This window comes from Microbacterium sp. LjRoot205 (assembly GCF_056175745.1).
Genome location: NZ_JBGFFH010000011.1, coordinates 1 through 25,370, shown reverse-complemented (window position 1 = coordinate 25,370; position 25,370 = coordinate 1). Strand labels below are relative to the sequence as shown.

At 68.0% G+C, this 25,370-nt stretch carries 25 protein-coding genes and 1 riboswitch; of the genes, 12 read left to right on the top strand and 13 right to left on the bottom strand.

Annotated elements, in window-relative coordinates; all coding sequences use genetic code 11:
- Nucleotide 1: 1 nt before the first annotated feature.
- The 3 genes from AC04ME_RS17805 to AC04ME_RS17795 all read right to left on the bottom strand — a co-directional run bounded on the left by AC04ME_RS17805 (nucleotide 2) and on the right by AC04ME_RS17795 (nucleotide 1,397).
- Nucleotides 2-346, bottom strand: a complete 345-nt coding sequence (locus tag AC04ME_RS17805) for a LysR family transcriptional regulator (protein ID WP_079112513.1) — start codon at nucleotides 344-346, stop codon at nucleotides 2-4.
- A gap of 134 nt (nucleotides 347-480) precedes the next feature.
- Entirely contained in the window at nucleotides 481-780 is a 300-nt protein-coding gene (locus AC04ME_RS17800) for an iron-sulfur cluster assembly accessory protein (RefSeq protein WP_042542033.1), read from the bottom strand.
- A 77-nt stretch (nucleotides 781-857) separates the two neighbouring features.
- Nucleotides 858-1,397: a GNAT family N-acetyltransferase gene (locus AC04ME_RS17795; protein WP_475436373.1), complete on the bottom strand. Its 540-nt coding sequence runs from the start codon at nucleotides 1,395-1,397 to the stop codon at nucleotides 858-860.
- A gap of 97 nt (nucleotides 1,398-1,494) precedes the next feature.
- On the opposite strand from AC04ME_RS17795, the gene AC04ME_RS17790 reads away from it, so the two are divergent.
- Nucleotides 1,495-2,037: a Dps family protein gene (locus AC04ME_RS17790; RefSeq protein ID WP_042542032.1), complete on the top strand. Its 543-nt coding sequence runs from the start codon at nucleotides 1,495-1,497 to the stop codon at nucleotides 2,035-2,037.
- 20 nt (nucleotides 2,038-2,057) lie between these two features.
- Here the strand turns inward: AC04ME_RS17790 and AC04ME_RS17785 are convergent, their stop codons facing one another.
- Nucleotides 2,058-2,591 (bottom strand): DUF6328 family protein, encoded by a 534-nt coding sequence (locus tag AC04ME_RS17785; RefSeq protein WP_311879459.1) that lies wholly within the window; start codon nucleotides 2,589-2,591, stop codon nucleotides 2,058-2,060.
- A 69-nt stretch (nucleotides 2,592-2,660) separates the two neighbouring features.
- On the opposite strand from AC04ME_RS17785, the gene AC04ME_RS17780 reads away from it, so the two are divergent.
- Entirely contained in the window at nucleotides 2,661-2,882 is a 222-nt protein-coding gene (locus AC04ME_RS17780) for a hypothetical protein (protein WP_042542030.1), read from the top strand.
- A 10-nt stretch (nucleotides 2,883-2,892) separates the two neighbouring features.
- Here AC04ME_RS17780 and AC04ME_RS17775 read toward each other — a convergent pair whose 3' ends face one another.
- Nucleotides 2,893-3,474 carry a 1-acyl-sn-glycerol-3-phosphate acyltransferase gene (locus AC04ME_RS17775; RefSeq protein WP_475436371.1) on the bottom strand — a complete coding sequence of 194 codons (582 nt, stop codon included), beginning with the start codon at nucleotides 3,472-3,474 and terminating at the stop codon, nucleotides 2,893-2,895.
- A gap of 97 nt (nucleotides 3,475-3,571) precedes the next feature.
- On the opposite strand from AC04ME_RS17775, the gene AC04ME_RS17770 reads away from it, so the two are divergent.
- Nucleotides 3,572-3,715 carry a hypothetical protein gene (locus tag AC04ME_RS17770; protein WP_164481686.1) on the top strand — a complete coding sequence of 48 codons (144 nt, stop codon included), beginning with the start codon at nucleotides 3,572-3,574 and terminating at the stop codon, nucleotides 3,713-3,715.
- A gap of 28 nt (nucleotides 3,716-3,743) precedes the next feature.
- On the opposite strand, the gene AC04ME_RS17765 is transcribed toward AC04ME_RS17770, so the two are convergent.
- Nucleotides 3,744-5,222, bottom strand: coding sequence for an MDR family MFS transporter (locus AC04ME_RS17765; protein WP_042542028.1), 1,479 nt, complete (start codon nucleotides 5,220-5,222; stop codon nucleotides 3,744-3,746).
- 177 nt (nucleotides 5,223-5,399) lie between these two features.
- On the opposite strand from AC04ME_RS17765, the gene AC04ME_RS17760 reads away from it, so the two are divergent.
- Nucleotides 5,400-7,439 (top strand): ABC transporter ATP-binding protein, encoded by a 2,040-nt coding sequence (locus AC04ME_RS17760; RefSeq protein ID WP_475436424.1) that lies wholly within the window; start codon nucleotides 5,400-5,402, stop codon nucleotides 7,437-7,439.
- Between the two features lie 7 nt (nucleotides 7,440-7,446).
- Here AC04ME_RS17760 and AC04ME_RS17755 read toward each other — a convergent pair whose 3' ends face one another.
- The 7 genes from AC04ME_RS17755 to AC04ME_RS17725 are packed head-to-tail and all read right to left on the bottom strand — an operon-like array spanning nucleotide 7,447 to nucleotide 14,780.
- A complete protein-coding gene (locus AC04ME_RS17755) occupies nucleotides 7,447-8,220 on the bottom strand; it encodes an SDR family NAD(P)-dependent oxidoreductase (protein WP_311879455.1) in 774 nt (257 codons plus the stop codon).
- 20 nt (nucleotides 8,221-8,240) lie between these two features.
- The gene (locus AC04ME_RS17750) at nucleotides 8,241-9,188 is read right to left on the bottom strand and encodes a glycosyltransferase family 2 protein (RefSeq protein WP_475436368.1); all 948 of its coding nucleotides are present in this window, start codon (nucleotides 9,186-9,188) and stop codon (nucleotides 8,241-8,243) included.
- 37 nt (nucleotides 9,189-9,225) lie between these two features.
- Nucleotides 9,226-10,365, bottom strand: a complete 1,140-nt coding sequence (locus tag AC04ME_RS17745; RefSeq protein ID WP_475436367.1) for a cysteine desulfurase family protein — start codon at nucleotides 10,363-10,365, stop codon at nucleotides 9,226-9,228.
- A 5-nt stretch (nucleotides 10,366-10,370) separates the two neighbouring features.
- Nucleotides 10,371-11,222, bottom strand: a complete 852-nt coding sequence (gene nadC / locus AC04ME_RS17740; RefSeq protein WP_311879451.1) for a carboxylating nicotinate-nucleotide diphosphorylase — start codon at nucleotides 11,220-11,222, stop codon at nucleotides 10,371-10,373.
- On the bottom strand, nucleotides 11,222-12,733 hold the full coding sequence (gene nadB / locus AC04ME_RS17735) for an L-aspartate oxidase (protein WP_311879450.1): 1,512 nt from the start codon (nucleotides 12,731-12,733) through the stop codon (nucleotides 11,222-11,224). Before nadB ends, nadC begins: the two co-directional genes overlap by 1 nt.
- Nucleotides 12,730-14,067 (bottom strand): quinolinate synthase NadA, encoded by a 1,338-nt coding sequence (nadA, locus tag AC04ME_RS17730; RefSeq protein ID WP_475436365.1) that lies wholly within the window; start codon nucleotides 14,065-14,067, stop codon nucleotides 12,730-12,732. Before nadA ends, nadB begins: the two co-directional genes overlap by 4 nt.
- Complete coding sequence (locus tag AC04ME_RS17725; protein WP_042542020.1) at nucleotides 14,064-14,780, bottom strand: NUDIX hydrolase; 717 nt, start codon at nucleotides 14,778-14,780, stop codon at nucleotides 14,064-14,066. Before AC04ME_RS17725 ends, nadA begins: the two co-directional genes overlap by 4 nt.
- Before the next feature lie 245 nt (nucleotides 14,781-15,025).
- On the opposite strand from AC04ME_RS17725, the gene AC04ME_RS17720 reads away from it, so the two are divergent.
- The 8 genes from AC04ME_RS17720 to gcvP all read left to right on the top strand — a co-directional run bounded on the left by AC04ME_RS17720 (nucleotide 15,026) and on the right by gcvP (nucleotide 25,328).
- The gene (locus AC04ME_RS17720; RefSeq protein ID WP_309687114.1) at nucleotides 15,026-16,720 is read left to right on the top strand and encodes an ABC transporter substrate-binding protein; all 1,695 of its coding nucleotides are present in this window, start codon (nucleotides 15,026-15,028) and stop codon (nucleotides 16,718-16,720) included.
- Between the two features lie 39 nt (nucleotides 16,721-16,759).
- Nucleotides 16,760-17,755, top strand: coding sequence for an ABC transporter permease (locus AC04ME_RS17715; RefSeq protein ID WP_042542018.1), 996 nt, complete (start codon nucleotides 16,760-16,762; stop codon nucleotides 17,753-17,755).
- A gap of 37 nt (nucleotides 17,756-17,792) precedes the next feature.
- A complete protein-coding gene (locus AC04ME_RS17710) occupies nucleotides 17,793-18,728 on the top strand; it encodes an ABC transporter permease (RefSeq protein ID WP_475436362.1) in 936 nt (311 codons plus the stop codon).
- Nucleotides 18,725-19,588: an ABC transporter ATP-binding protein gene (locus AC04ME_RS17705; protein WP_475436360.1), complete on the top strand. Its 864-nt coding sequence runs from the start codon at nucleotides 18,725-18,727 to the stop codon at nucleotides 19,586-19,588. The genes AC04ME_RS17710 and AC04ME_RS17705 overlap by 4 nt, the downstream gene beginning before the upstream one ends.
- Complete coding sequence (locus AC04ME_RS17700; RefSeq protein ID WP_079112527.1) at nucleotides 19,585-20,421, top strand: ATP-binding cassette domain-containing protein; 837 nt, start codon at nucleotides 19,585-19,587, stop codon at nucleotides 20,419-20,421. The genes AC04ME_RS17705 and AC04ME_RS17700 overlap by 4 nt, the downstream gene beginning before the upstream one ends.
- Nucleotides 20,422-20,547: 126 nt before the next feature.
- Nucleotides 20,548-20,642, top strand: a riboswitch (glycine riboswitch).
- A 234-nt stretch (nucleotides 20,643-20,876) separates the two neighbouring features.
- Nucleotides 20,877-22,061, top strand: coding sequence for a glycine cleavage system aminomethyltransferase GcvT (locus AC04ME_RS17695; protein WP_475436358.1), 1,185 nt, complete (start codon nucleotides 20,877-20,879; stop codon nucleotides 22,059-22,061).
- Nucleotides 22,058-22,435, top strand: coding sequence for a glycine cleavage system protein GcvH (gene gcvH / locus AC04ME_RS17690; RefSeq protein WP_042542013.1), 378 nt, complete (start codon nucleotides 22,058-22,060; stop codon nucleotides 22,433-22,435). The genes AC04ME_RS17695 and gcvH overlap by 4 nt, the downstream gene beginning before the upstream one ends.
- A 61-nt stretch (nucleotides 22,436-22,496) precedes the next feature.
- Nucleotides 22,497-25,328 carry an aminomethyl-transferring glycine dehydrogenase gene (gene gcvP, locus AC04ME_RS17685; protein WP_475436422.1) on the top strand — a complete coding sequence of 944 codons (2,832 nt, stop codon included), beginning with the start codon at nucleotides 22,497-22,499 and terminating at the stop codon, nucleotides 25,326-25,328.
- Nucleotides 25,329-25,370: the final 42 nt, after the last annotated feature.

The following is a 25,370-nucleotide window of genomic DNA, read 5'->3' as shown; positions in this document are numbered from 1 at the left end:
CTCAGCGCCCCTGACGCTTCTTGTAGGGCTTCGGCTGCCCCTTCACGACGGGCGCACGGCCTTTGCCCTTCGACGCCTTGGCCTTGCCGCCGGCCGGGCCCACCGTCTTCGGCGCGGGCGGGGGAGCAGCGGCCACAGTCGCCTGAGCCTCGACGAGGAACAGCTCGCCGACGCTCGTCAGCCTCGGTGTCCCTTCGCGGTTGATCAGGGTGTGTCCCACCTCGTCCTCGAGCTTGTCGAGAGAGGTGTAGAGCGATGCCAGGGGGATGCCCAGCTGCTTGGCGGCTCGGGGGAAGTGCAGCGTCTCGGCGACGACGACGTAGCGACGGAGCAGTGCCAGCTTCATGCGGGTGAACGATCTCTCTGAATCCGCGACGATCGCGGGTCCCCACCTAACCTACGCGAGGCGGATGCGCGGCCGCCCCACACAGACACGGATGCCGCGGCTCGATGAGCCGCGGCATCCGGTGATCCTGTCGTTCAGGCGACCTGCGGGAGAACCGCGAAGGACACAGAGCCTTCGTCGTCGACACCGGCGTCGAGCACCTTCTCATCGAGCGCTGCGGCAGCGGCCTCGTCGAGGAAGAGTCGGGTGCCGGCGACCTCGACCACCCGGTCGTCGGGCTCGGGGTCCGGGGTCACGAGGACCGCGAGGCGTGCGCCCCCGTCCGGGCCGGCAGTAGGCGTGGAATGGATGCGAAGGCCTGCGTCGGTGGCGTCGGTCTGACGGCTGACGAGGGTGTTCACGATTGCGGTGGCGTTATCGGTGAGGGTGAGCACGAGACTCTCCTTCCGGTTGCGGTCACGCCGCGGGTGCGACGCGTCCGGGCTACGATTCCGCACACCCCTGGGGCGATTCAACCCGACGCGCCCGGTTCGGAGGGGTCTCCCACCTGATGCAGAGGTTTTCTCAGGAACACCTGCTCGGTTCCGTCGCCCTGGGGCACCCGCTCCGCCTCTTCATAGCCGCACGCCTTGTAGAGACGTATGTTCGCTTCGCTCAGGCTGCCGGTGAAGAGCTCGGCTTCGCGGGCCGTCGACGAACGCTCGGCCGCGTCGAGCAGCGTGCGTCCGATGCCCTCGCCCTGCATGTCGGGGGCTATCGCTATCCGGCCGATCAGCAGCACTCCGTCGGCTTCGACGAATCGGATCACTCCCACCAGACGGCCGTTCTGGCGGGCTGTCAGCCCCCTGCTCGACCGCAGCTCGGCCTCGACTTCGGGCAGGGTCTGGGTCAGCGGAGGCATGTCGGCGCTGCCGTAGATCTGCGCCTCCGAGACGAACGCCGCCTTTTGAAGGGTGAGCACCTCGCCCGCATCCGATTCTGAGACGGGCCCGATCACCACGTCCGATGCGTTCTCGTCGATGTCCGTCTGTGCTCTCTCTGATTTCGTCACTGCGCCACGATCTGATGAGACCGGGGGGACTGTCAACCCCCTCGATCCGGGCGCGCCGCGGAGCTAGCCTCGCAGTTCCCAACCTCAGGAGGACTCCATGGCTGAGAAGACCGCGTCCAAGACCGGCACCGCATCCAAGCGCGGAGCGAAGACGACCAGACGACAGAACGCCGAGAAGGGATTCACGGCATCCACGACGCTCGCCGCCAATCTGCAGCTCGTGCTCGTCGACCTGATCGAGCTCTCGCTGCAGGGCAAGCAGGCGCACTGGAACGTCGTCGGCCGCAACTTCCGGGACACGCACCGACAGCTCGATGAGATCATCGACGCCGCGCGCACGTTCAGCGACACGGTCGCGGAGCGCATGCGCGCGCTGCACGCCGTGCCCGACGGGCGCACCGATACGATCGCCGAGTCGACGTCGCTTCCCGCGTTCCCGATGGGCGAGGTCTCGACGACCGACACCATCGATCTCGTGACCGCGCGTCTGGATGCCGTCGTCGGAACGATCCGCGACGTGCACGACGCGGTCGACGAAGAAGATCCCACCTCTGCCGACATCCTGCACGCGGTGCTCGAGAGCCTCGAGCAGTTCGCATGGATGGTCAGCGCCGAGAACCGCACCCCGGCCGGCCGCTGACCTCTGCGGGGAACCTCGCGTCAGGTCTTGTCGTCCGCCCCGCCTCGTTCGGCCTCGCGCCGCACGAGGCGGGGGAGGACGAGCCACAGGAGGAGCACAGCCACGCATGAGGACACGAGCGCGATGAGCCCCGCGGAGCGGTCGACGGTGAAATCGATGATGAGGGTCGTGACGCCGATCGTGAGCGCGGCGATCGCCACGAGATCGATCTTCACGATGCGAGCGGCAACCCGCACGAGTTCGGGCTTGCGGCGGCGGCCGAACAGCGCTCGATGCATCCCCACCGGTGCCAGCGCCAGAATCGTGGCCACCGCGGCGAGCCCCACCAGCACCACGTACACGTCTCGCTGGAACTCGTCCATGTCCTCGAATCGAGGAGTGAATGCCACGGCGAGCAGGAACCCCGTGAGGATCTGGGTGCCCGTCTGCATCACGCGCAGTTCTTGCAGCAGCTCCTCCCAGTTGCGGTCTGCTCGCTCGTTGCGCGTCTCATCGCGCCCGTCGCGGCGGTCGTCGAGCTCCGCGGAGCGCGTGGGGTGGTCATCGGGTTCCATGCGGCCAGTCTCGCGGGAGGCCTCGAATCCTGTCCAGCCACTTGTGCGTCGACCGAGAAGGAGACCATGATGACGCTTCCCCCGATCCGGGAATGGTGGTCAGCGCTGTCGCTCGAGGCGCGGGTCGACGTGCTCGGCGAGTCGGCGCCGCAGCTGAGCGAACGGACTCGAGAGGAGATCCGGACGATCACGGGTGCGGTGGTCGGCATGAAGGAGACCCTCTCGGACGAGGACCTCGAATACGCCCGCTCCGAGACGCGCTCGGAGATCGCCGACGAGGACTCCGACTGACTCGACGCACTCAGCTGTCTTCGGGGGCCTGCTCCTCGCGCAGTCGGGGTGTGGTTCGGCGTTCCGGACGCAGACCCGCCTTGTCGGCGTAGAACGCGCGGATCCTGTCCATGTCGGCGGCGACGTCCCCCGTCAGCTCGAGAGTGGGCCCGAGACCGGTGGTCATCGTGGTGCGGTCGACGAATCCGAGCGTCACCGGCATCCCGGTCACTCTTGCGATGCGGTAGAAGCCGGACTTCCAGTACTCGTTGCCCCCGCGAGTGCCGTCGGGCGTGATGACGAGACCGAAGACGCTGCCGGAATGCACCTGCGCGACGACGTCGTTGACCACTCGTGCCGGGTCGGCTCGATCGACTGGGATGCCGCCGATGCTCCGCATGATCGGCCCCCGCCAACCCCGGAACAGACTGTTCTTGCCGAGCCAATGCACCTCGATGTCGAGCCGCCACGCGATCGCCAGCATGAGGACGAAGTCCCAGTTCGACGTGTGCGGCGCACCGATCAGGATGGTGGGTCGCACAGGCGTCGCCTCGGCAGTGAGGGTCCAGCGGCTGACTGCCCAGAAGAGGCGGGCGAGGAGTCGTTTGAGCACTCGTCAACCGTAGGGCAGAACTCCTGGTGAGCCACTGTCGTCGGGCGAAGGAGGGCCGTTTCGCGCCATCTCGTCGCCACGGGCGTACGATCGAATGATGGCCAAGACACAGGACTCCGCAGAGCAGGACGCACCGACCGTGCTTCAGCCGCTGACCGGAACTCCGAACCTTCTCGATGACGACGCCGCCGGGTACTGCAGCGGCGGCGTCTGCCACTTCCCTGCGCCGAAGACGCAGTAGCGATCAGACGCCGCCGCAGCGGCGACGTTCAGTGCCCGCCATGCATCGCGTCGGCCAGATCGTCTGCGGGCTTGCGGACGAACGCGCTCAGCGCGACGGCGGCGAGCGAGATGATCGCGGCGATGAGGAACGCCATCCGAGCGCCAGGTGCTCCAGCCGCGGCCGTCTCCAGTCCCTCGGCCTCTCCTGCGTGCAGGATGGCGGAATAGGTGACGGTGAGGACGGCGACGCCGGCGGCCCCGCCGACCTGCTGGAGAGTGTTCAGCACCGCGGAGCCGTGCGAGTACAGCGAGCGCGGCAGTGATCCGAGCGATGCGGAGAACAGGGGCGTGAAGGACATTGCGAGCCCGACCGACATCGCGGCCTGCACGATGATCAGCACCCACCACACGGTGTGCTCTCCGACGGTCGAGTAATAGAAAAGCGCTGCCGACACGAGGATCGTTCCGGGGATCAGCAGCGGGCGCGTTCCGCGGGCGTCGTACACGCGACCCATGACGGGGCCGAGCAGACCCATCAGCACGGAGCCGGGAAGCAGGATGAGACCTGCTTCGAGGGCGTTGAGTCCGGCGACGTTCTGCAGGTACTGCGGGAGCAGCGTCAGCGTGCCGAACATCGACAGCGCGAGGATCGCCATGATGATGACCGCGAACGTGAAGTTGACCGAGCGGAACACCCGCAGATCGAGCAGAGCGTCATCGATGCGCTGCAGCACCAGCTGACGCCAGACGAACAGCGCGAGGGCGACGGCACCCACGACGAGTGCGATCACGCCGCTGGTCTCGCCGGATCCGCCCTCGCCGCCGAACTGGCTGAGACCGAAGACGATGCCGCCGAAGCCGAGTGCCGCGAGCGGGATGGAGAGCACGTCGAGGGGAACCTTGCGCGTCTCTCCGAGGTTCGTCATCCACTTGACCCCGATGAAGAGCGAGATGAGGGCGATCGGCAGGATGATCGCGAACAGCGCGCGCCAGTGGAGCGTCTCGAGGACCGCGCCGGCGAGCGTCGGGCCGATCGCGGGAGCGAGCGAGATGACGAGGCCGACCCGGCCCATCATGCGACCGCGCGACTGCGGAGGGACCACGTTCATGATCGTCGTCATGAGCAGCGGCATCATGATTCCGGTGCCGGCGGCCTGGATGACTCGACCCACGAGGAGGACCCCGAAGCCGGGCGCCACGAGGGCGACCAGCGTGCCGAGCGAGAACGAGACCATCGCCGCGATGAAGACCTGGCGGGTCGTGAAGCGCTGCAGGATGAACCCGGTGGTCGGGATCACGACGGCCATGGTCAGCATGAACGCGCTCGTCAGCCACTGGCCGAGCTCGGGCGGGATGCCCAGATCGGAGTTCAGATGCGGGATCGCGATCCCCATCGTCGTCTCGTTGAGGATGGCGACGAACGCGGCGACGAGAAGCAGCCAGATCACGCGCATGTCGCTGCGAGCGATCTCACCGCTCGCCGCAGCCGGGGGCGTGGTGATCGAACCGGTGTCGACGGCAGACATACGGCCTCCTGGGCACGAGAGAAAGAGGGAAGGCGCGCGAGTGCGCGTTGGACATTCAGCGTAACCACAGCTTCTGACATTCCATTCCGGATCCGGGCGAATCCGCTCTCAGCGGAGGCTCAGCCGCGCCGCATCGGTCCCGATGTCGACCTCGCTGACTACGCTGGCGTGATGAGCATGGGTGGCGGACGCGGTGGATTCCGCGGGGTGGATGAGACCGCGCAGCGTCGGCTCAACGCAGAGGCGCCCCGGATCAGCGGCCTGGGCGCCAGAGTGATCGCCCTCTTCCGGCCCTACCGATGGCGCATCTTCTGGACCGGCGTGCTGGTCGTCATCGGCGCCGCGATCGCGGTGATCCCTCCGCTGATCGTCCAGCGCATCTTCGACGACGCCCTCTTCCCGGTAGACGGCGGGGGTCCGCAGCTGCAGCTGTTGATCTGGCTCGTCTCGGCGATGGTCGGGTTCTTCCTCGTCTCGGCCGTGCTCGGAGTGGCTCAGACCTGGCTCACCTCGACGGTCGGCAACAGCGTCACCGGCGACCTCCGTGTGCGCCTGTTCGAGCACCTGCAGGCGATGGAACTCGGCTTCTTCACCCGGACGAAGACAAGCGTGATCCAGTCCCGCCTGCAGAACGACGTCGGCGGCGTCTCAGGGGTGCTGACGAACACCGTCACCAGCATCCTGGGCAATGTCGTCACCGTGATCGCGTCGCTCGTCGCGATGATCCTCATCGACTGGCGTCTCACTCTGATCGCCGTCGTGCTGATGCCGTTCCTGATCATCGTCCAACGCCGCGTGGGCCAGGTGCGTGCGCGCATCGCGGGAGAGACGCAGGAGTCCCTCTCGGAGCTCACCTCCATCACGCAGGAGACGCTGAGCGTCTCGGGGATGCTGCTGTCGAAGGCGTTCAACCGCCAGCGCACGGAGTCCCAGCGATACCAGGCCGAGAATCGCAACCAAGTCACGCTGCAGGTGCGGCGAGCGATGAGCGGCCAGGGCTTCTTCGCCGTCGTCCAGGTGCTGATGGCGAGCGTGCCCGCCGTCATCTACCTCGTCTCGGGCTACCTCATCGCCGGCGGCAGCGGCGCCATCACCGCCGGCACCGTCGTGGCCTTCACGACCGTCCAGGCGCGTCTTCTGCAGCCGCTGATGGGACTCATGCGGGTGTCGCTCGACCTTCAGACATCATCCGCGCTGTTCGCGCGCATCTTCGAATACCTCGACCTCGTCCCCGAGATCCAGGACGCTCCGGATGCGATCACCGTCGCCGAAGCCCCGGGGCCGCGCGGACGGATCGAGTTCGCGGATGTCGTCTTCCGCTACCCGGATGCGGCGCCGGACGCTCGACCCACGCTGCAGGGCGTGTCGTTCGTCGCCGAACCGGGACAGCACGTGGCATTCGTGGGTCCGTCCGGCGCCGGCAAGACGACGGTGCTGTACCTCGCTCCGCGGCTGTACGAGGCGCACAGCGGCGCCGTGCTCTTCGCGGGCGCGGACGTGAAGACCCTCACGCAGGAGTCCATCATCGATCAGGTCGGCATCGTGTCTCAGGAGACCTACCTGTTCCACGCCACGATCCGCGAGAACCTCCTCTACGCCCGCCCGGAGGCGACCGACGAGGAGATGATCGCGGCCTGCACCGCGGCGAACATCCACCACATCATCAGCGGGTTCGAAGACGGCTACGACACGGTGGTCGGGGAGCGGGGATACCGTCTCTCGGGCGGAGAGAAGCAGCGCATCGCGATCGCGCGTGTGCTGCTGAAGGATCCGCCCGTGCTTCTGCTCGACGAGGCCACCTCCGCTCTCGACACCGTGTCGGAGCGGGTCGTGCAGGAGGCACTGGACGAGGCCGCGAAGGGGCGGACGACGCTCACGATCGCGCACCGTCTCTCGACGATCATGGGCGCAGATGTCATCCACGTCGTCGAGGCGGGTCTGATCGTGGAGTCGGGAACGCATGCCGAACTCCTCGCTCTGGGCGGTCTCTATGCCGAGCTCGCCGCGCAGCAGGTCGCCGCATCACGCGTGCTCGACACGGAGATGGTCATCGAGACGGCGGTCACGGGAGGCATGCGTGCCGCTCTGGCCGACCGCAGAGCGGACCGGGCGCCGGAGGATTCGGCCGGAGCGGATGCGGTCGATGCGCTCACCGCGCCGGTTCCGCTGCTCGATATGCCTCGCGCGGACGAGCGGGTGTACCCGGCCGAAGGGTGAGACGCGGTCAGTGCACCGACAGGCCGCCGTCGATGAACAGCGACTGCCCGGTGACATAGCTCGAGCCGACGCCCGCGAGGAACACGGAGGCCGCCGCGAAGTCGGCGGGCAGTCCGTTGCGCCCGATCATCGTCCGGGCCGCCAGCGCCGCGATCTGCTCCGGATCCTCCTGCAAGCGTGCGTTGAGCGGAGTGAGCACGAATCCGGGAACCAGGGTGTTGCTCGTGACTCCGGTGCCGCCCCATGCCTCGGCCTCCGAGCGCATCAGCGACTCCACCGCTCCCTTCGACGCTCCGTAGACGCCGCTGCCGACGAAGGCACGATGCGCCTGCTGCGAGCTGATGTGGATCAGGCGCCCGAAGCCGCGCTCGGCCATGCCCGTGGCGTAGCGCTGTCCGAGCAGGAACGGGGCGAGCGCATTGACGGTCATCGTCGCATCCCAGTCGTCCTCGGTGATCTCGGCGAACGGCGGGCGGATGTTGATCCCTGCGGAGTTCACGAGGATGTCCGGCTCGCCGAACGGCTCGGTGGCGGCCTCGGCGAGGGTCCGGATCCCTTCTCGGGAGCCGAGATCGCCGACGACTCCGGCCGCCCGGCATCCGGCGCTCGTGAGCTCGGCGACGGTTTCGGCGATCCGGGCTTCGCCGCGTGCGACGATCACCGTGGCGGCCCCGGCCTTCGCGAGTGCGGTCGCGATGCCGCGTCCGATGCCCGAGCTGCCGCCCGTGACGACGGCGGTGCGGCCCTCGAGCGAGAAGAGGTCGGCGAGGTACTGGTTCATCGGTCTCCTGGTGGCGAGCCTCACCACGCCAGGGCGGCGGCGAGGGCGGGGTCGGGGCGGACGTCGGCGTGCTCGGGGAGAGCTTCGATCTCGGCGACGAACGCGTCGATCTCCGCCGAGTACGCGGGATCGGCGTGAGTGCGCGCGATCTCGACCAGTGGAGGCACATCCATCGCGAGGATCAGTTCGAGTCGGGCCGTGACGGCGGCGCGGGCGCCCGCCTCGTGCAGCACGCGGATTCCCCCGCGCAGAGCGTCGAGGTAGTCGCGCAGCACCGGGAGCTGCGCCCGGCTCTGCGTGATCGAGGTGCCGTCGGCCCGCAGACGCCACCGCACGACGGTGTCGGGGATGACGTCGAAGGCGCGGGCGCGGGTGTACATCAGCTGCGCGACCACCTGGTCTTCGTACGCCACGCCCTCGGGAAACCTCAGGTCGGTCCAGAAGTCGGTGCGGCTGACCTTCGACCACGCGACGATGTTGGCGCTCGCGCGGGGGTGCTCCATGATCGTGGTGCCCAGCCGTGCAGGAGACGTCGCCGCCGACACCCATGGCTGCACCCGCCCGGCGACATAGCTCTCGCCGTCGAAGCGCGATCGCACATACGCGCCCGCGACGAAATCGCTGCCGGTCTCGGCGAGGGTGCCGAGGAGGCGCCCGAGCGCCGTCGAGGTGAGCTCGTCATCGCCGTCGAGAAACCCCACGAAGGGGGTGTCGACCAGGTCGAGGCCCACGTTGCGCGCAGCGCCGAGCCCTCGGGACGCCTCGTGCCGCAGGCTTCGGAACCTCGGATCCGACGCGGCGGCTGCGGCGAAGATCTCTCCGGTGTCGTCGACGGAGCCGTCGTCGATGAGGAGAGCGCGCCACCGCGTCTCGGACTGCGCGCGCARCGAGTCGAGAGCGGCCGGAGCGAAGGCGCCGATGTCGCGGCCGGGGACGATCAGAGTCACGATCGGGGCGGTGGCGGTCACCAGCCGAGTCTATGGCCGCACGCACAGCTCTCGCCGTTCAGGGGTGGCCGACCGCCCTCACCGACTCGGCCACCAGCGCGCCGAGCCGCTCGGGCAGATCGGAGGGCAGCGCCTCGCGTCCGAAGGTGAAGCGCACCGAGGTCTGTGCGACCGCAGGAGACACCCCGCACGCGAGGAGCACATGCGAAGGCTCGTCGCTCCCGGCAGCGCAGGCAGAGCCGCTCGACGACACGACTCCCCGTCGCTCGAGCTCGAGCAGAACCGCCTCGCCGCTGACACCGGTGAACGTGAAGCTCGCCGTCGCGGGAAGCCGCGCCGCCGGATCACCGGTGAGCGACGCCTGCGACACGAGCGACTGAACCACCTCGATGAATCGTCCCGTGGATGCGCTGAGCCGGGCGTTCACCTCGTCGCGCTCCGCTTCGGCGAGCTCCAGCGCCGTGGCGAGGGCCACCGCTCCCGCGACGTTCTCGGTGCCGGAGCGGCGACCCCGTTCCTGCCCGCCACCGTGCATCAGGGGTTCGAGAGCGACGCGCCCGCGCACGCCGAGCACGCCGATCCCCTTGGGGGTCCCGAGCTTGTGCCCGGCCACCGCTATCGCATCCGCCCCGAGATCGGTGAGTGGCAGCCACCCCGCCGACTGCACGGCGTCGACGTGCAGCGGTACGCCGGCATCACGGGCCACCGCGGCGAGTGAGGGCACGTCCTGGATCGTGCCGATCTCGTTGTTGGCGTGTCCGATCGCCACCAGGGCGGTGTCCTCACGCAGGGTCTCCGTCAGTGCAGAAGCGGAGATCCTGCCGAGGGCGTCGACCGGAGCGGCCGACACCTCGACCCCATGGAAGCGATGCAGATAGTCGGCGGACTCGAGGATCGACTCGTGCTCGATCGGCGAGACGACCAGATGCCCGCGGCCGCGCGCGAGAGCCGCGAGCACGATCCCCTTGACCGCGAGGTTGTTCGATTCTGTTCCGCCGGAGGTGAAGATCACATCTCCGGAGCGCATCCCGAGCACCCCCGCGACCCGTGCGCGTGCTTCGTCGAGCGCGCTCGCCGCAGCTTCGCCGTATGTGTGATGGCTCGACGGGTTGCCGAACACCCCGGCGAGGAACGGGCGCATCGCGTCGAGCACCTCCGGACGGACCGGGGAGGTCGCGGCGTGGTCGAGATAGAGCATCCGCGTCAGTCGATCCGCACGTCCAGGCCGAGGTCGAGCGCCCTGGCCGAGTGCGTCAATGCGCCGACCGAGATCACATCGACTCCCGTCGCCGCGATGCCGCCGACCGTGTCGAGATTCACCCCGCCCGAGGCCTCGACCTGCGCGCGGTCGCCGATCAGAGTCACTCCTGCGCGCAGATCGTCGACCGAGAAGTTGTCGAGCAGCACGGTGTGCGCGCCGCCGTCGAGCACAGCCGGGATCTGATCGAGCCGGTCGACCTCGACGACCACGTGGGTGGTGTGGGGCAGGCGCGAGAGGGCGTCGCGCAGGGCGGTGGCGAGGTCGACTCCCGAGCGCTTCAGCACCGCGAGATGGTTGTCCTTGGCCATCACCGCGTCGGACAGGGAGTGGCGGTGGTTGTGTCCGCCCCCCGAGAGCACGGCATGTCGCTCGAAGGCGCGGAGCCCCGGGGTCGTCTTCCGGGTGTCGGCGATGCGTGCCGACGTTCCCTCGATCGCGCGCACGTATGCGGCCGTGACCGTCGCGATGCCGCTCATCCGCTGAGTGAAGTTGAGTGCGATGCGCTCGGCGGTGAGGATTCCGCGGGCGGGGCCCGACACCGAGGCGAGCACGTCACCCGCCGCGAATGCGTCGCCGTCGCCCACGTGCACATCGACCGAGATGCTCGGATCGGTGAGATGGAACGCAGCCGCGAAGACCTCGCCCCCGCTGAAGATCCCGGCTTCTCGAGCGACCAGATCGGCGGTGGCGGTGGCGTCCGGGGGCAGCAGAGTCGTGCTGGTGAGGTCGCCCCAGGGAGCGTCCTCCTCGAGCGCAGCGCCGACGACGCGGGTGATGTGGGCGGGGGTGAGCATCAGACGGTCTCCAGGAGAGGTGCGGCGACGGATTCGCGGAAGTGCGCGCCGATCGAGTCGGTGCGAGCGAGAGCTGCGGATGCCGTCGCGTCGGCGAGCAGGAGCAGGTTCGCGTCCTCGCGCTCGGCGACGGTGGTCGGATCGGGAGCGGTGGCGAGCCAGCGACGCAGCGTGATCAGGGCGTACCGGAGACCGTCTTCCGAGCGCAGCAGGCCCACGTGGTCCCACATCAGTCGCTGGAGTGCTGCCCGACTGAATGCAGTGCCGTGATCGTCCACTTCTGAGCCGCGGCCATCGCCGTGCGTCGGGCCGTTCGCCTGCCCGCCACGCACGGTCATCGGAGGATGCTGCCAGGGAGCCTCGAGTGCCGCTGCCGCGCGAGCGCCGAAGACGGCACCCTCGAGCAGGGAGTTCGAAGCGAGGCGGTTCGCTCCGTGGACGCCCGTGCGCGCCACCTCGCCCACGGCCAACAGGCCCCGGATGGATGTGCGGCCGTCGAGGTCGGTGACGATGCCGCCCATGAGGTAGTGCGCTGCCGGTGTCACGGGAATCGGCTCGGAAGCCCAGTCGAATCCGCGTTCGCGTGTCACCCGATCGATCGTCGGGAACCGATGTGCGAGCCGGAGTCTTCCGATCATCGTCGCGTCGAGACGCACGGGGGAGCCTTGCCGGGCTGCCTGGCGGGCGATCGCGCGAGCGACGACATCGCGCGGAGCGAGTTCCCCGTCGGGGTGGCTGTCGAAGACGAACCGATGACCGGCCGCGTCGATCAGGGTTGCGCCCTCGCCGCGGACGGCTTCGGAGACGAGGAAGGCGGGGCCTTCGCCCAGGATCGTCGGATGGAACTGCACGAACTCGAGGTCCGCGACAGCCGCGCCGACACGGAGAGCTGCGGCGATGCCGTCGCCGGTGGCGCCCAGGGGGTTCGTGGTGTGCGCATAGAGGTGACCGGCACCGCCGGTCGCGAGGATCACCGCATCCGCGGAGAGGTCGGAGGCCACGCCGTCGACCACCACGCGGATGCCGCGCGCGATGCCGTCTTCGACGAGCACGTCGGCGAGGAAGGCGCCCTCGACCACGGTGACGTCGGTGCTGCGAACAGCAGCCACCAACGACTGGGCGATCGCCGCACCGGTGGCATCGCCGCCGGCGTGCACGATTCGGGCGTGACGATGAGCAGCCTCGCGTCCGAGCAGGAGCTCGCCGTCCGGCGACCGGTCGAATGCGACGCCTCGGGCGATCAGCTCGGCGATCCGAGCCGCGCCGTCGCGCACGAGAACCCCGACCGCGACCTCATCCGAGAGGCCTGCCCCCGCTTCGATCGTGTCGGCCGCGTGGTGCGCCGCAGAGTCGCCGGTGCCGTAGATCCCGGCGACGCCGCCCTGCGCGTACCCCGTGGAGCCGTCGCCGATCGCTCCCTTCGTCACGAGGGTGACCGAGTGCCCTGCCTCTCGCGCATGCAGCGCCGCGGTCAGTCCGGCGATCCCCGAGCCGACGACGACGACGTTCATCGTGCGCTCGTCACCACGGGCGGCTTCGCCGCCAGCATCCGCTCGAGAGCGATGCGGGCGGGGTCGGCCACATCAGCCGTCACCGTGATCCGGTTCGGCGTGCGCCCCGCGACGAGCTCTTCGAGAACCCACGCGAGGTACCCGGGGTGGATGCGGTACATCGTCGAGCAGGGGCACACCACCGGGTCGAGGCAGAAGATCTCATGCTGGGGGAACTGCGCGGCGAGGCGGCGGACGAGGTTGATCTCTGTGCCGATCGCGAAGGTCGTCGGCGTGGTCGCAGCGGCGATCGCCCTCCGGATGTAGTCGGTCGAGCCCGCCTCGTCGGCCGCGTCGACGACCGCCATGGGGCACTCCGGGTGCACGATCACTCGCACACCGGGGTGCTCGGCCCGCGCCTGGTCGATCTGGTCGACGGYGAACCGACGGTGCACGGAGCAGAAACCATGCCAGAGGATCACCCGGGAGTCGACGAGCTCGGATGCGGAGGAACCGCCGAGAGCCTTGCGAGGGTTCCACATCGGCATCTGCTCGAGAGGCACGCCCATCGCCTTCGCGGTGTTGCGTCCGAGGTGCTGGTCGGGGAAGAACAGCACCCGCCGGCCGCGCTCGAATGCCCACTCGAGCACGGTCTGCGCGTTCGACGAGGTGCAGACGATTCCGCCGTGTCGGCCGACGAAGCCCTTGATCGCGGCGGAGGAGTTCATGTACGTGACGGGGATGACGGGCACGCGGCCGTCCTCGTCCTGCGCGTCGAGGTCGCCGAGAACCTCTGCGAGCTGCTCCCAGCAGTCCTCGACCTGGTCGATGTCCGCCATGTCCGCCATCGAGCATCCGGCTGCGAGATTCGGCAGGATCACGGCCTGGTCGGGGCCGGAGAGCAGGTCGGCCGTCTCGGCCATGAAGTGCACGCCGCAGAAGACGATGGCCTCGGCATCCGGCCGCTCCTTCGCCGCGGTCGCGAGCTGGAAGGAGTCGCCCACGTAGTCGGCGTGACGCACGACCTCTTCGCGCTGGTAGAAGTGCCCGAGAATGACGGCGCGGTCGCCCAGCACCGCCTTCGCCGTGCGGATGCGCTCGTCGAGCTCGGCTTCGCTCGCCTCCCGGTACGCGGCGGGGAGCTCACCCTGACGCGGTGCTCCGGTCGGGATGACGTCGCCCATCGACGACCCTGGGCCGTAGCCGGGGCGGGAGTCGAAGTCCCAGGGGCCGGCGGCGAGGTCGGTCGTGCACGTCGCGTCGGTCGAAGCGCCCGACACGATCGACTGGATCGCGTGGTCGACGGAGGCGTCGAACGGCTGCACGGCCGGTGTCGGAACGAAGGTGATGCTCATCGGGTGCTCGTCTCCTCAGGGCCGAGCGGGCCGTGATCGGCGAGCTCGACGTCGGTGTTGTAGCGGTACAGGCGGGCGGGGCGGTGGTTGCCGGTGCGGAAGCGGTCTGTGGGAAGGAGGTTGCCGGCTGACTCGACCTGACGGCGGAAGTTGGCGGGATCCAGGTTCTTGCCGAGGATCGCCTCGTAGGCCTCGCGAAGGTCGGCCAGAGTGAATTCGGCGGGGAGGAAACCATGGGCGACACGGCTGTAGCCGACTTTGCTCCGCAGCCGCCACAGGGCGTACTCGACGATCTTCGCGTGGTCGAAGGCCAGCGCTGGCAGCTCGTCGAGCCCGAACCAGCGCACGTTCTCGGGGGCGCGACCCGATGCGCGGTGTGCAGAGCTCTGCGCGTCGACGTCGTCCTGGCGGAGCAGCGCCCAGTACACGATCGACACGACGCGCGTGGGGGAGCGGTCGACCGCCCCGAACGCATAGAGCTGCTCGAGATAGCTGGGGGTCAGTCCGGTGGTCTCCGCAAGGGTTCGAGCTGCGGCGTCGACGGGTGATTCGGTCTCGGTGAGCCACCCTCCGGGGAGAGCCCACTGGTCGGCGAAGGGCTCGCGCGTACGCAGCACGAGAGGCAGCGCCAGCACCGCCGAACCGTCATCGGTGCGCCGAAGAGTGAGGATCACCGTCGACACGGCGACGTCGATCCCTCCGCTTTGGGTCATAAGTACCTTAACCTCCTGATCCGATCTTAGTGTCATCGGGACTGTTAGTGCACCTCCGTGACCCGATGAGTCCTGAGGCCGAAACGTTATATACCAGCGTTCTGACCTCTTGTCGCTATGAAAGCGATTTGTTAGGTTACTGTCCTAACAAATCCCTTCGCGGGGATCTGTCGCGGGTTCCGATCTGGGACTCGGCTCCATCCCGGAGATCCCTCCTGCAGTGCAGCACCGAGAGGAAATACAGAATGATCCGTAACGGAAGGCGCAAGATCGCGCTCACCGCTGTGGCGGGGGCATCCGTCCTCGCCCTGGGTTTGACAGCCTGTGGCGCAGGCGGCGGCAACGAGGGGAGCGGTGGCGACGGCGACCGTGCTCTTCGCGTGTGGGCCGGCAGCCAGACCCCCATCACCGCGAACTACAATCCGTTCGCACCGACCGTGCTCCACGGTGCGCTCGGGCCGATCTACGAGCCGCTGTTCTTCTACAACAAGACGGCGGATGCCGAACCGGTCGGCCTGATCGGCGACTCCTTCGAGTACAACGAGGACGGCACGGCGATCACGATCACGATCAAGCCCGACCTCAAGTGGAGCGACGGAGAGCCGCTCACCGCGGCCGACGTCGCGTTCTCGTTCACCTACGAGGCGAACAACCCCGAGGGCAACGGCCTCGTCTCCGCCGAGGCGACCGACGACACCACCGTCGTGCTCACCTACACGACCGCGCAGTACACGACCGAGTTCCAGCGACTCGGCTCGACCTACATCCTCCCCGAGCACGTGTGGTCGGAGGTCACCGACTTCGCGAACTTCGCCAACGAGGAGCCGGTCGGCTCGGGCGCTTACGTGGTCGACAAGACGACGAGTGAGTCGTACACGCTCGTGGCCAACGAGAACTTCCGCGATGCCGACGAGCTCGGCGTCAAGAAGGTCCAGTACATCGCCGTCGACAACAACCAGACCGCTCAGGACCTGCTCGCCGCGGGCAAGCTCGACTGGACCGGAATGTTCATCCCGAACCCCGACGACGTGACGGGCAACGGAGCGATCGACTGGATCAACACCCCGCAGGACCCGACCGTGCTGTACACCTGCTCGAACACCGAGCTCGGCTGCACCGGTCCCCAGACGGACGTGGCCGTTCGCCAGGCGCTCAACGTCGCGATCGACCGCACCGCGATCAAGGACAAGGCGTTCGTCGGCCTGACCGGCGACATCTCGCCCACCTTCGCACTGCTGCCGCGCGACGAGAAGTGGGTCGCGGACTCCGCCAACGAGGTCAGCCCTCAGGAGGCGAACGCCGATGAGGCGGGCGAGATCCTCGAGGCCGCCGGCTACACCAAGGGATCGAGCGGCATCTACGAGAAGGACGGCGTGCCCGTCGAGCTCAGCCTGATCTCGGTCGACGGATGGACCGACTACAACGACGCCGCCAAGCTGATCGCCGAGCAGGCGGAGGCGGCCGGCATCAAGGTCACGGCATCCACCGTGCAGTGGCAGGAGTTCTCCGATGCCCGTCAGGGCGGCGACTTCCAGCTCATCGTCGGCGGAGTCATCGGCACCTCGGTCGCCGACCCGTTCCAGATCTACCGCGACTGGTTCGGCGGCACGGCCGTCGAGTCGACGGCTGCGGTCGGCACTGAGGTGCCGGCAGGCCGCTGGAACTTCAGCCGCTACAGCAACCCGGTCGTGGACCAGGCGATCCAGGCGGCCGTCAGCACGAACGACGAGGCGGAGAAGAAGGAGCTGTACGGCACGATCCAGACCGAGATCGTCCGTGACCTGCCCTACATCCCGCTCGTGATCAACGCGACCCAGACCTTCTACAACACGAAGGACTTCACGGGATGGCCGACGGAAGAGGACCTCTACGCCTTCCCGCCGTCCTGGGGAGCGATCGCGGCGGGCTACGTCCTGACGCAGCTCGAGCCGGTCAAGTAAGCACATGAAGACGGGGGAGCAGGAAGCACGGTCAGTGACATGAAGTTCTATGCACGAAGAATCGGGTTCTACGCGTTCACGCTGTGGGCCGCGATCTCACTCAACTTCCTGCTTCCCCGGCTCATGCCGGGGAACCCGGCGGACATCATGATCGCCAAGATGCAGCGAGCGGGCGGCGAGGTCTCCGAGACCACGATCCGCAACATCAAGCTGCTGCTCGGCGGCGATGACTCGTCTCTCTGGGAGCAGTACATCGCGTACTGGGGACGCATGTTCCAGGGCGACCTGGGCATCTCAGTCACCAAGTTCCCGGCCCCGGTGAGTGAGCTGATCGGGCAGGCCCTGCCCTGGACGCTCATCCTCGTCGGCACGGTGACCGTGATCTCCTTCATCCTCGGCGTCGTGCTCGGCGCCTGGGCCGGATGGAAGCGCGGAACCTGGGTCGATCACCTGATCCCGGCGACCACCGTGCTGCAGTCCATCCCGTACTTCTGGATGGCGCTGCTCCTCGTCTCGGTGTTCGCCGTCGGGCTCGGCTGGTTCCCGATCTTCGGGGGCTACGACGTGTTCGATTTCCCGGACGGCCCCGAACCGACCTGGGCGTTCTTCACGGACGCGCTCTCGCACGCGATCCTGCCCGCGCTGACCATCGTCATCTCGTCGGTCGGCGGGTGGATGTTCGGCATGCGCAACATGATGGTGCAGACCATGGCCGAGGACTACGTGCTCACGGCCGAGGCCAAGGGGCTCCGTCCTCGTCGCATCATGACGACCTACGCGGCACGCAACGCCGCGATCCCGTCGATCGCCGGCTTCTCGATCACCCTGGGCTTCGTGGTGGCCGGTTCCATCGTCATGGAGCAGGTGTTCACCTACCCGGGCATCGGGAAGCTGATGTTCCAGGCAGTCACGAACAATGACTATGCGCTGATGCAGGGGCTCTTCCTCGTCATCACCATCACGGTGCTCGCCGCCAACTTCATCATGGACCTCGTCTATGGATTCATCGACCCGAGGGCGCGCCAGAATGTCTGACACCGAGAACGCAGTCCTGATCACCAAGGATCAGCCCATGACCCAGCCTGCGAGCACGATCTCGTTGGCCACGCAGCGGGGACGCAAGCGCCGGAGGGTGCTCCCGACGACCTCGCCGAAGTTCATCACCGGGGCGGCGATCGTGATCGCGATCCTCCTGTTCGCGATCATCGCGCCGATGTTCTCGCAGAACCCGCGGAGCACCGACAACCCCGCTCTGCTCCCGCCGTCGCCGGAGCACTGGCTCGGCACCACCAAGCTCGGCAACGACATGTTCGCCCAGCTCGCCATCGGCGCCCAGGGCTCGCTCCTGGTCGGCGTGGTGGCGGGCGGCATCGCCATCATCCTCTCCCTGCTGTTCGGCGTTCTCGCCGGCTACCTCGGCGGATGGCGTGAAGACACTCTCGCGCTCCTGACGAACGTGATGATCGTGATCCCCGGCCTGCCGCTCGTGATGGTGATCTCGTCCTTCGTCCCGCAGCGAAGCTGGCAGCTCGTCGCCTTCGTGCTCGGCATCACCTCCTGGGCCGGGGCCGCCTACGTGCTCCGGCTGCAGACGCGATCGCTGCGCACCCGCGACTACGTCTACGCGTCCAAAGTCGCCGGGGAGCGATCCTTCCGGGTGATCCTGGTCGAGATCATGCCGAACCTGCTGCCGCTGCTCACGGCCCAGTTCCTGTTCGCGATCATCTTCGCCATCCTCGGTGAGGCCGGCCTCTCGTATCTCGGCCTCGGACCGAACTCCTCGATCACCTGGGGCACCATCCTCAACGACGCGCAGTCGGGTCAGGCGCTCGGACGAGGTGCGTGGTGGTGGTTCGTGCCTCCGGGTGTCATGATCGCGATGCTCGGTGCGGGTCTCGCCCTGATCAACTTCGCGATCGACGAGGTCATCAACCCCAAGCTGCGCAATGCACCCGACGCCGCTCGACGCGTGCGCAAGGCGGCCAAGACGAAGGGGGTCGCTGTATGAGCGCTCCGGATGCCGTGCTCACTGCACGCAACGTGTCGATCGAGTACGAGGTGGACCCGCCCGTCAAGGCGGTTCGCAACGTCTCGCTCACTCTCAACCGAGGAGAGATCCTGGGGCTGGCCGGCGAATCGGGCTGCGGCAAGACCACCCTCGCCTACGGCATGAACCGGCTGCTCAAGGCGCCGGCGCTCATGACGAGCGGCGAGATCGTGTTCCACGACCGCGACGGGCACAACATCGATATCGTCGCGCTCGACGGCGACGGTCTGCGCGCGTTCCGCTGGGACAAGATCTCGATGGTGTTCCAAGGGGCGATGAACTCGCTCAACCCGGTGATCAGCGTCAAGGCGCAGATCTTCGACATCTTCGACACGCATCGTCCCGGAATGTCCAAGAAGGACAAGCAGGCTCGGGCCGAAGAGCTGCTGACTCTGGTCGGGGTCGACCCGTCGAGGCTCACGAGCTTCCCGCATGAGCTCTCCGGCGGCATGCGTCAGCGCATGATGATCGCCATGGCGCTCGCACTGGATCCGCAGGTCATGATCATGGACGAGCCCACCACCGCGCTCGACGTCGTGGTGCAGCGGGGGATCATCCGCGAGATCATGCGGCTGCGCGAGCGGCTCGGGTTCGCAGTGATCTTCATCACGCACGACCTGCCGATGCTGATCGAGATCAGCGACCGCATCGCCGTGATGCTGCAGGGCCAGATCGTGGAAGAGGGCACCGCCGAGGAGATCTACCGCACGCCTCAGCACGAGTACACGAAGAAGCTGCTGTCGAGCTTCCCGAGTCTGACCGGCGAGCGCGGAGACTTCGTCCGCACCGGCAACCAGCCCAGTCAGGAGGAGATCCGATGAGTGCTCCCACCCTCGAAGCCCGCAACCTGGTGAAGGACTTCACCCTGCGATCCGGGCTCAAGACATCGACCCTCCACGCGGTCAAGGACGTCTCGTTCACGATCGAAGCGGGCAAGACGGTCGCCCTCGTGGGCGAATCGGGGTCGGGCAAATCGACCATCGCGCGGATGCTGATGAAGCTCGAGACTCCGACCAGCGGGCAGATCCTGCTCGACGGCAAGGATGCGGGCATGCGGGGCCGCGCGGTCGAGGACTACCGCTCGCAGGTGCAGATGGTCTTCCAGGATCCTTTCGCCTCGCTGAACCCCTTCCACACGATCGTCCACCACCTGGAGCGCCCGATCAGGCTCCACCACCCCAAGCTCTCCGGTGGGGAAGTGCGTGCGCGCGCCATCGAGCTGCTCGAGCGCGTGCGGCTGTCACCCGGCGAGAGCTTCGCCGAGCGCCGCCCGCATGAGCTGTCCGGAGGTCAGCGTCAGCGTGTGGCGATCGCGCGGGCGCTCGCGCCGGGGGCACGCTTCATCGTCGCCGATGAGCCCGTCTCGATGCTCGACGTCTCGATCCGGCTGGGCGTGCTCAACCTGCTGGCCGACCTGCAGCGGGAGGAGAATCTCGGCGTGCTCTACATCACGCACGACCTCGCGACGGCTCGGCACTTCAGCGACGAGATCATGGTGCTCTACAAGGGCGACGTCGTCGAGCGCGGGCCCGCTGACGAGGTCATCCTCCATCCGCAGCACGAGTACACGAAGACGCTCCTCGGGGCGGCGCCGGAGCCCGAGAACCTCGGCCGCCTCCGGGATGAGGTCAGGGCGGAGCTCGCCGGTCGCTGAGCATCCGTTCCGGTCCCCCTTCGCGCCGCCGGCCACTCGTTCGCGCGGCACGAAGGGCGACCGGAACGGCATCCGTCTCGGAGCACACGACCCGCTAGACTGATCCCACAAGTGAAGACAGGCCGAATGACCCACGCGGGAGAGCCCCGGCGAACGCAGCCGGGCACCGAAGGAGCAAGCCTCCCCGCCAATCTCTCAGGTACGCGTACCGCGCGGTTCCGGCCACTCTGAAAAGCGATTTCCAGCGAAGCGAGAAATCGGGTTGAGCGAGGCCGCCGGAGGCGCCCGAGTCGAAACCCTGGCGACATGCATTCTGCGCGTCTCCGTCTCTTCGCCGGCGGTCCGCCGACGGTGAAAGCCCAGTCTCTGGGCGAAGCTCTCAGGCCCATGACAGAGGGGGAGTTCCGAGGAACGGCGTCTGCGCTGTTCCGCCCGACCCAGCCCGGGAGAACTCCATGTCCGACCCTCGCTACACCCCGCTCCGTGAGCGCCATGAGGCGCTCGGCGCCTCGTTCACCGACTTCGGCGGCTGGCAGATGCCGGTGCGCTACACATCCGACCTCGCCGAGCACCACGCCGTGCGGCAGGCCGCCGGGATCTTCGACATCTCGCACATGGCCGAGTTCCTGGTCACCGGTGACTTCGCCGGCGAGTTCCTCGACTACTCCCTGGCCGGACGACTCTCCGCGATGCCCGTGGGCAAGGCGAAGTACTCGCTGATGCTCGCGGACGACGGCGGGATCATCGACGACGTCATCGTCTACCGGCTCGCCGATGACCGCTTCCTGGTGATCGCGAACGCGGGCAACCGCGGATTCGTCGACTCGGCGTTCGCTTCACGAGTGCGCTCGTTCCCCTCGCGGATCGAACGTGAACGTGCGCCGCTCGCCGCAGGGGAGGACCGCACTTTCGAGGGCTTCCTCGGAGATCGCGGGGTCGACGTCGAGGACGTCTCCGACGAGTACGCGCTGCTCGCCGTGCAGGGCCCCGCATCCGAGGCGATCGTCTCGTCGACGGCCGGCATCACCGACCTCAGCACTCCGTGGGTGGAGCAGAAGTACTACGCGTGGGCCGACGCGATGTTCCTGGGGGTGCCGCTTCTCCTCGCCCGCACCGGGTACACCGGCGAAGACGGCTTCGAACTGCTCGTGCGTGTCGCCGATGCCCCTGCACTCTGGGACGCACTCACCGAAGCCGGACAGAAGCACGGACTCGTGCCCGCCGGCCTCGCAGCGCGCGACACTCTCCGACTCGAAGCGGGCATGCCGCTCTACGGCCACGAGCTCTCCCGTGAGACGAAGCCGTCGCAGGCCGGGCTCGGTCGCGTCGTCGTGTCCGACAAAGAGGACTTCATCGGCAAGGGAGCGGTGGATGCCTCATCCGACGCTCCGGTTCTCGTCGGTCTCGTCGCCGAGGGCAAGCGCGCCGGACGGGCGGGCTACTCCGTGGTCGACGCAGACGGTGTCGTCCTGGGTGAGATCACGAGTGGCGCCCTGAGCCCGACACTCGGCCATCCGATCGCAATGGCCTACGTCGCCCCTTCTTCCGCTGCGGCGGGAACCGCAGTATTCCTTGATGTGCGGGGAACCAGGATCCCCGCGACCGTGACCGCTCTGCCTTTCTACCGGAGGACCAAATGACCGACCTCAACGCACTGCGCTATACCGACGAGCACGAGTGGATCGCCGCTGACGGCGACACCGTGACCATCGGCATCACCGACTATGCGGCCGACAAGCTCGGAGACGTCGTCTTCGTCGAGCTCCCGGCTGTCGGCACCGAGGTCACCGCCGGTTCGGTCGTGGGCGAGATCGAGTCGACCAAGTCGGTCGGCGAGCTCTACGCCCCGGTCACGGGCACGATCGTCGAGATCAACGACTCCGTCGTCGACGACCCCTCGCTCGTGAACGCCGAGCCGTTCGCCGGAGGCTGGCTCATCAAGGTCTCCGTCGGTGCCGGTGCGCTCGACGGCCTGATGGACCGCGACGCGTACGTCGCTCTCACGGAGGGCTGATCGACCAGTGGTCTCTTTCGCCGATCGTCATATCGGAACCACCGCCGCCGCCCAGCGTCAGATGCTCGATGCCCTCGGCGTCGAGTCTGAGCTCGAGGACTGGAGCCCCGTCGAGGCGCTGATGCGCCAGGCCGTGCCCGCCTCTATCTTCACCCCCGCCTCCACGGACTCGGTCATCCCGCGCGCGGCGAGCGAGACCGAGGCGCTCGCCGCGCTGCGGGCGATCGCCGCTCGCAACACGGTGAACCGGCCGATGATCGGCCTCGGCTACTACGGCACCGTCACCCCTCAGGTGATCCAGCGCAACGTGCTCGAGAACCCCTCGTGGTACACCGCCTACACGCCGTACCAGCCGGAGATCTCGCAGGGTCGTCTCGAGGCGCTCATCAACTTCCAGACCATGGTGGCCGAGCTCACCGGTCTCACCACGGCCAACGCGTCGATGCTCGACGAGTCGACCGCTGTCGTCGAGGGGATGCTGCTGGCACGTCGCGCATCCAAGAAGGCGTCGAACGTCTTCGCCGTCGACGCAGATGCGTTCCCGCAGACCAAGGCGCTGCTCGAGACCCGCGCCGAGGCCGTGGGCATCGAGCTCGTGACGGTCGACTTCGCGGCCGGCGAGGAGCTTCCCTCCGAGCTTTTCGGTGTGTTCGTCCAGTACCCCGGCGCCTCAGGGCGCGTCTGGGACCCGAGCGCCGTGATCGACGCCGCGCACCTCGCCGGCGGGCTCGCCGTCGTCGCAGCCGACCTGCTCGCTCTCACCCTCATCTCGTCGCCCGGTTCGCTCGGTGCGGATGTCGCGGTCGGCACCACGCAGCGCTTCGGCGTGCCGATCGGCTTCGGAGGGCCGCACGCGGGCTACATGGCCGTGCGTGCAGGACTCGAGCGGCAGCTGCCGGGGCGCCTTGTGGGCGTCTCGGTCGATGCGGACGGCAAGCCGGCGTACCGACTGTCTCTGCAGACCCGCGAGCAGCACATCCGCCGGGAGAAGGCGACCAGCAACATCTGCACCGCGCAGGTGCTGCTCGCGGTCATGGCATCGATGTACGCGGTGTACCACGGACCCGACGGGCTCAAGGCGATCGCTCGGGAGGTCGCGGCCAAGACCGTGATGCTGCGCGACTGGCTCGTCGACGCAGGCTCTGACATCGTCCACGACTCGTTCTTCGACACCCTGCAGGTGCGGGTGCCCGGGCGCGCGGCGGAGTATGCCGAGCAGGCTCACCACGGTTTCGGCATCCTGCTGCACGCCGCCGATGCCGACACGATCGGGATCTCGGTCGACGAGACCACGACGGTCGCCGAGCTCCACCAGGTGGCTCAGGTGTTCGGTGGGGCCCGGGAGCGCGCCTTCGGGTTCTTCGGCTCAGGATCGCAGGGCGGCCTTCCCGCCGACCTGCTCCGTCAGGACGACTACCTCACGCATCCGGTCTTCCATGCGCACCGCAGCGAGACCGCGATGATGCGCTACCTCAAGAGCCTGGCCGACCGCGACTACGCGCTCGACCGCGGCATGATCCCGCTCGGCTCGTGCACGATGAAGCTCAACGCGGCGACCGAGATGGCGTCGATCACGTGGCCCGAGTTCGCGGGCATCCACCCGTTCGCCCCGGCATCCGACGTCGAGGGGTACCTCGACATGATCACGCAGCTCGAGGCGTGGCTCGCCGAGGTCACCGGATACGACGCCGTGTCGCTGCAGCCGAACGCGGGTTCGCAGGGTGAGCTCGCGGGCCTGCTCGCGATCCGCGGCTACCACCTCGCGAACGGCGACACCCAGCGCACCGTGTGCCTGATCCCGTCGTCCGCGCACGGCACGAACGCGGCGTCGGCGGTGCTCGCCGGAATGAAGGTCGTCGTCGTGGCCTGCGACGAGCTCGGCAACGTCGACCTCGGCGACCTGCGGGCGAAGATCGCGGCGCACGCCGACGAGCTCTCCGCTCTGATGATCACCTACCCGTCGACCCACGGCGTGTACGAGCAGGACGTGGTGGAGATCACGACCGCCGTGCACGACGCCGGCGGACAGGTCTACGTCGACGGCGCGAACCTCAACGCGCTGCTCGGCTACGCCCGCTTCGGCGATCTCGGCGGCGACGTCTCGCATCTCAACCTGCACAAGACGTTCGCGATCCCGCACGGCGGTGGCGGCCCGGGCGTCGGCCCCGTCGCTGCGAAGGCGCACCTCGCTCCGTACCTGCCGTCGCACCCGCTCGCTCAGCGCGCGGAGCATGCGGGCGGATTCGTCTTCGAGGGTGGCGCCGTGTCCGCCGCGCCGTACGGGTCGGCCGGCATCCTGCCGATCTCCTGGTCGTACGTGCGGATGATGGGGGCGGACGGCCTCCGCCATGCGACCGCAGCTGCCGTGCTGTCGGCGAACTACATCGCAGCGCGCCTCGGCGAGCACTTCCCGGTGCTGTACGCGGGAGAAGACGGTCGGGTGGCGCACGAGTGCATCCTCGACCTGCGGCCCCTCCGAGAGGAGACCGGAATAACGGTCGACGATGTGGCCAAGCGACTCATCGACTACGGATTCCACGCCCCCACCATGTCGTTCCCCGTCGCGGGCACGCTCATGGTGGAACCCACGGAGTCCGAGGACCTCGGCGAGATCGAGCGGTTCATCGAGGCCATGATCATGATCAAGGCCGAGGCGGATGCCGTCGCCGCCGGGCGCTGGCCTGCAGACGACAACCCGCTGGTCAACGCTCCGCACACCGCGGTCTCGCTGATCGCGGGGGAGTGGAACCACGCCTACACGCGGGAGGACGCGGCCTACCCGGTGCACGCTCTCGTGGCAGGCAAGTACTGGCCGCCGGTGCGCCGCATCGATCAGGCGTACGGCGATCGCAACCTCGTGTGCGCCTGCCCGCCGATCGAGGCGTTCGCCTGAGACGAATCCTGACGAGCGACGGCGTCGCGTCCATCCGGACGT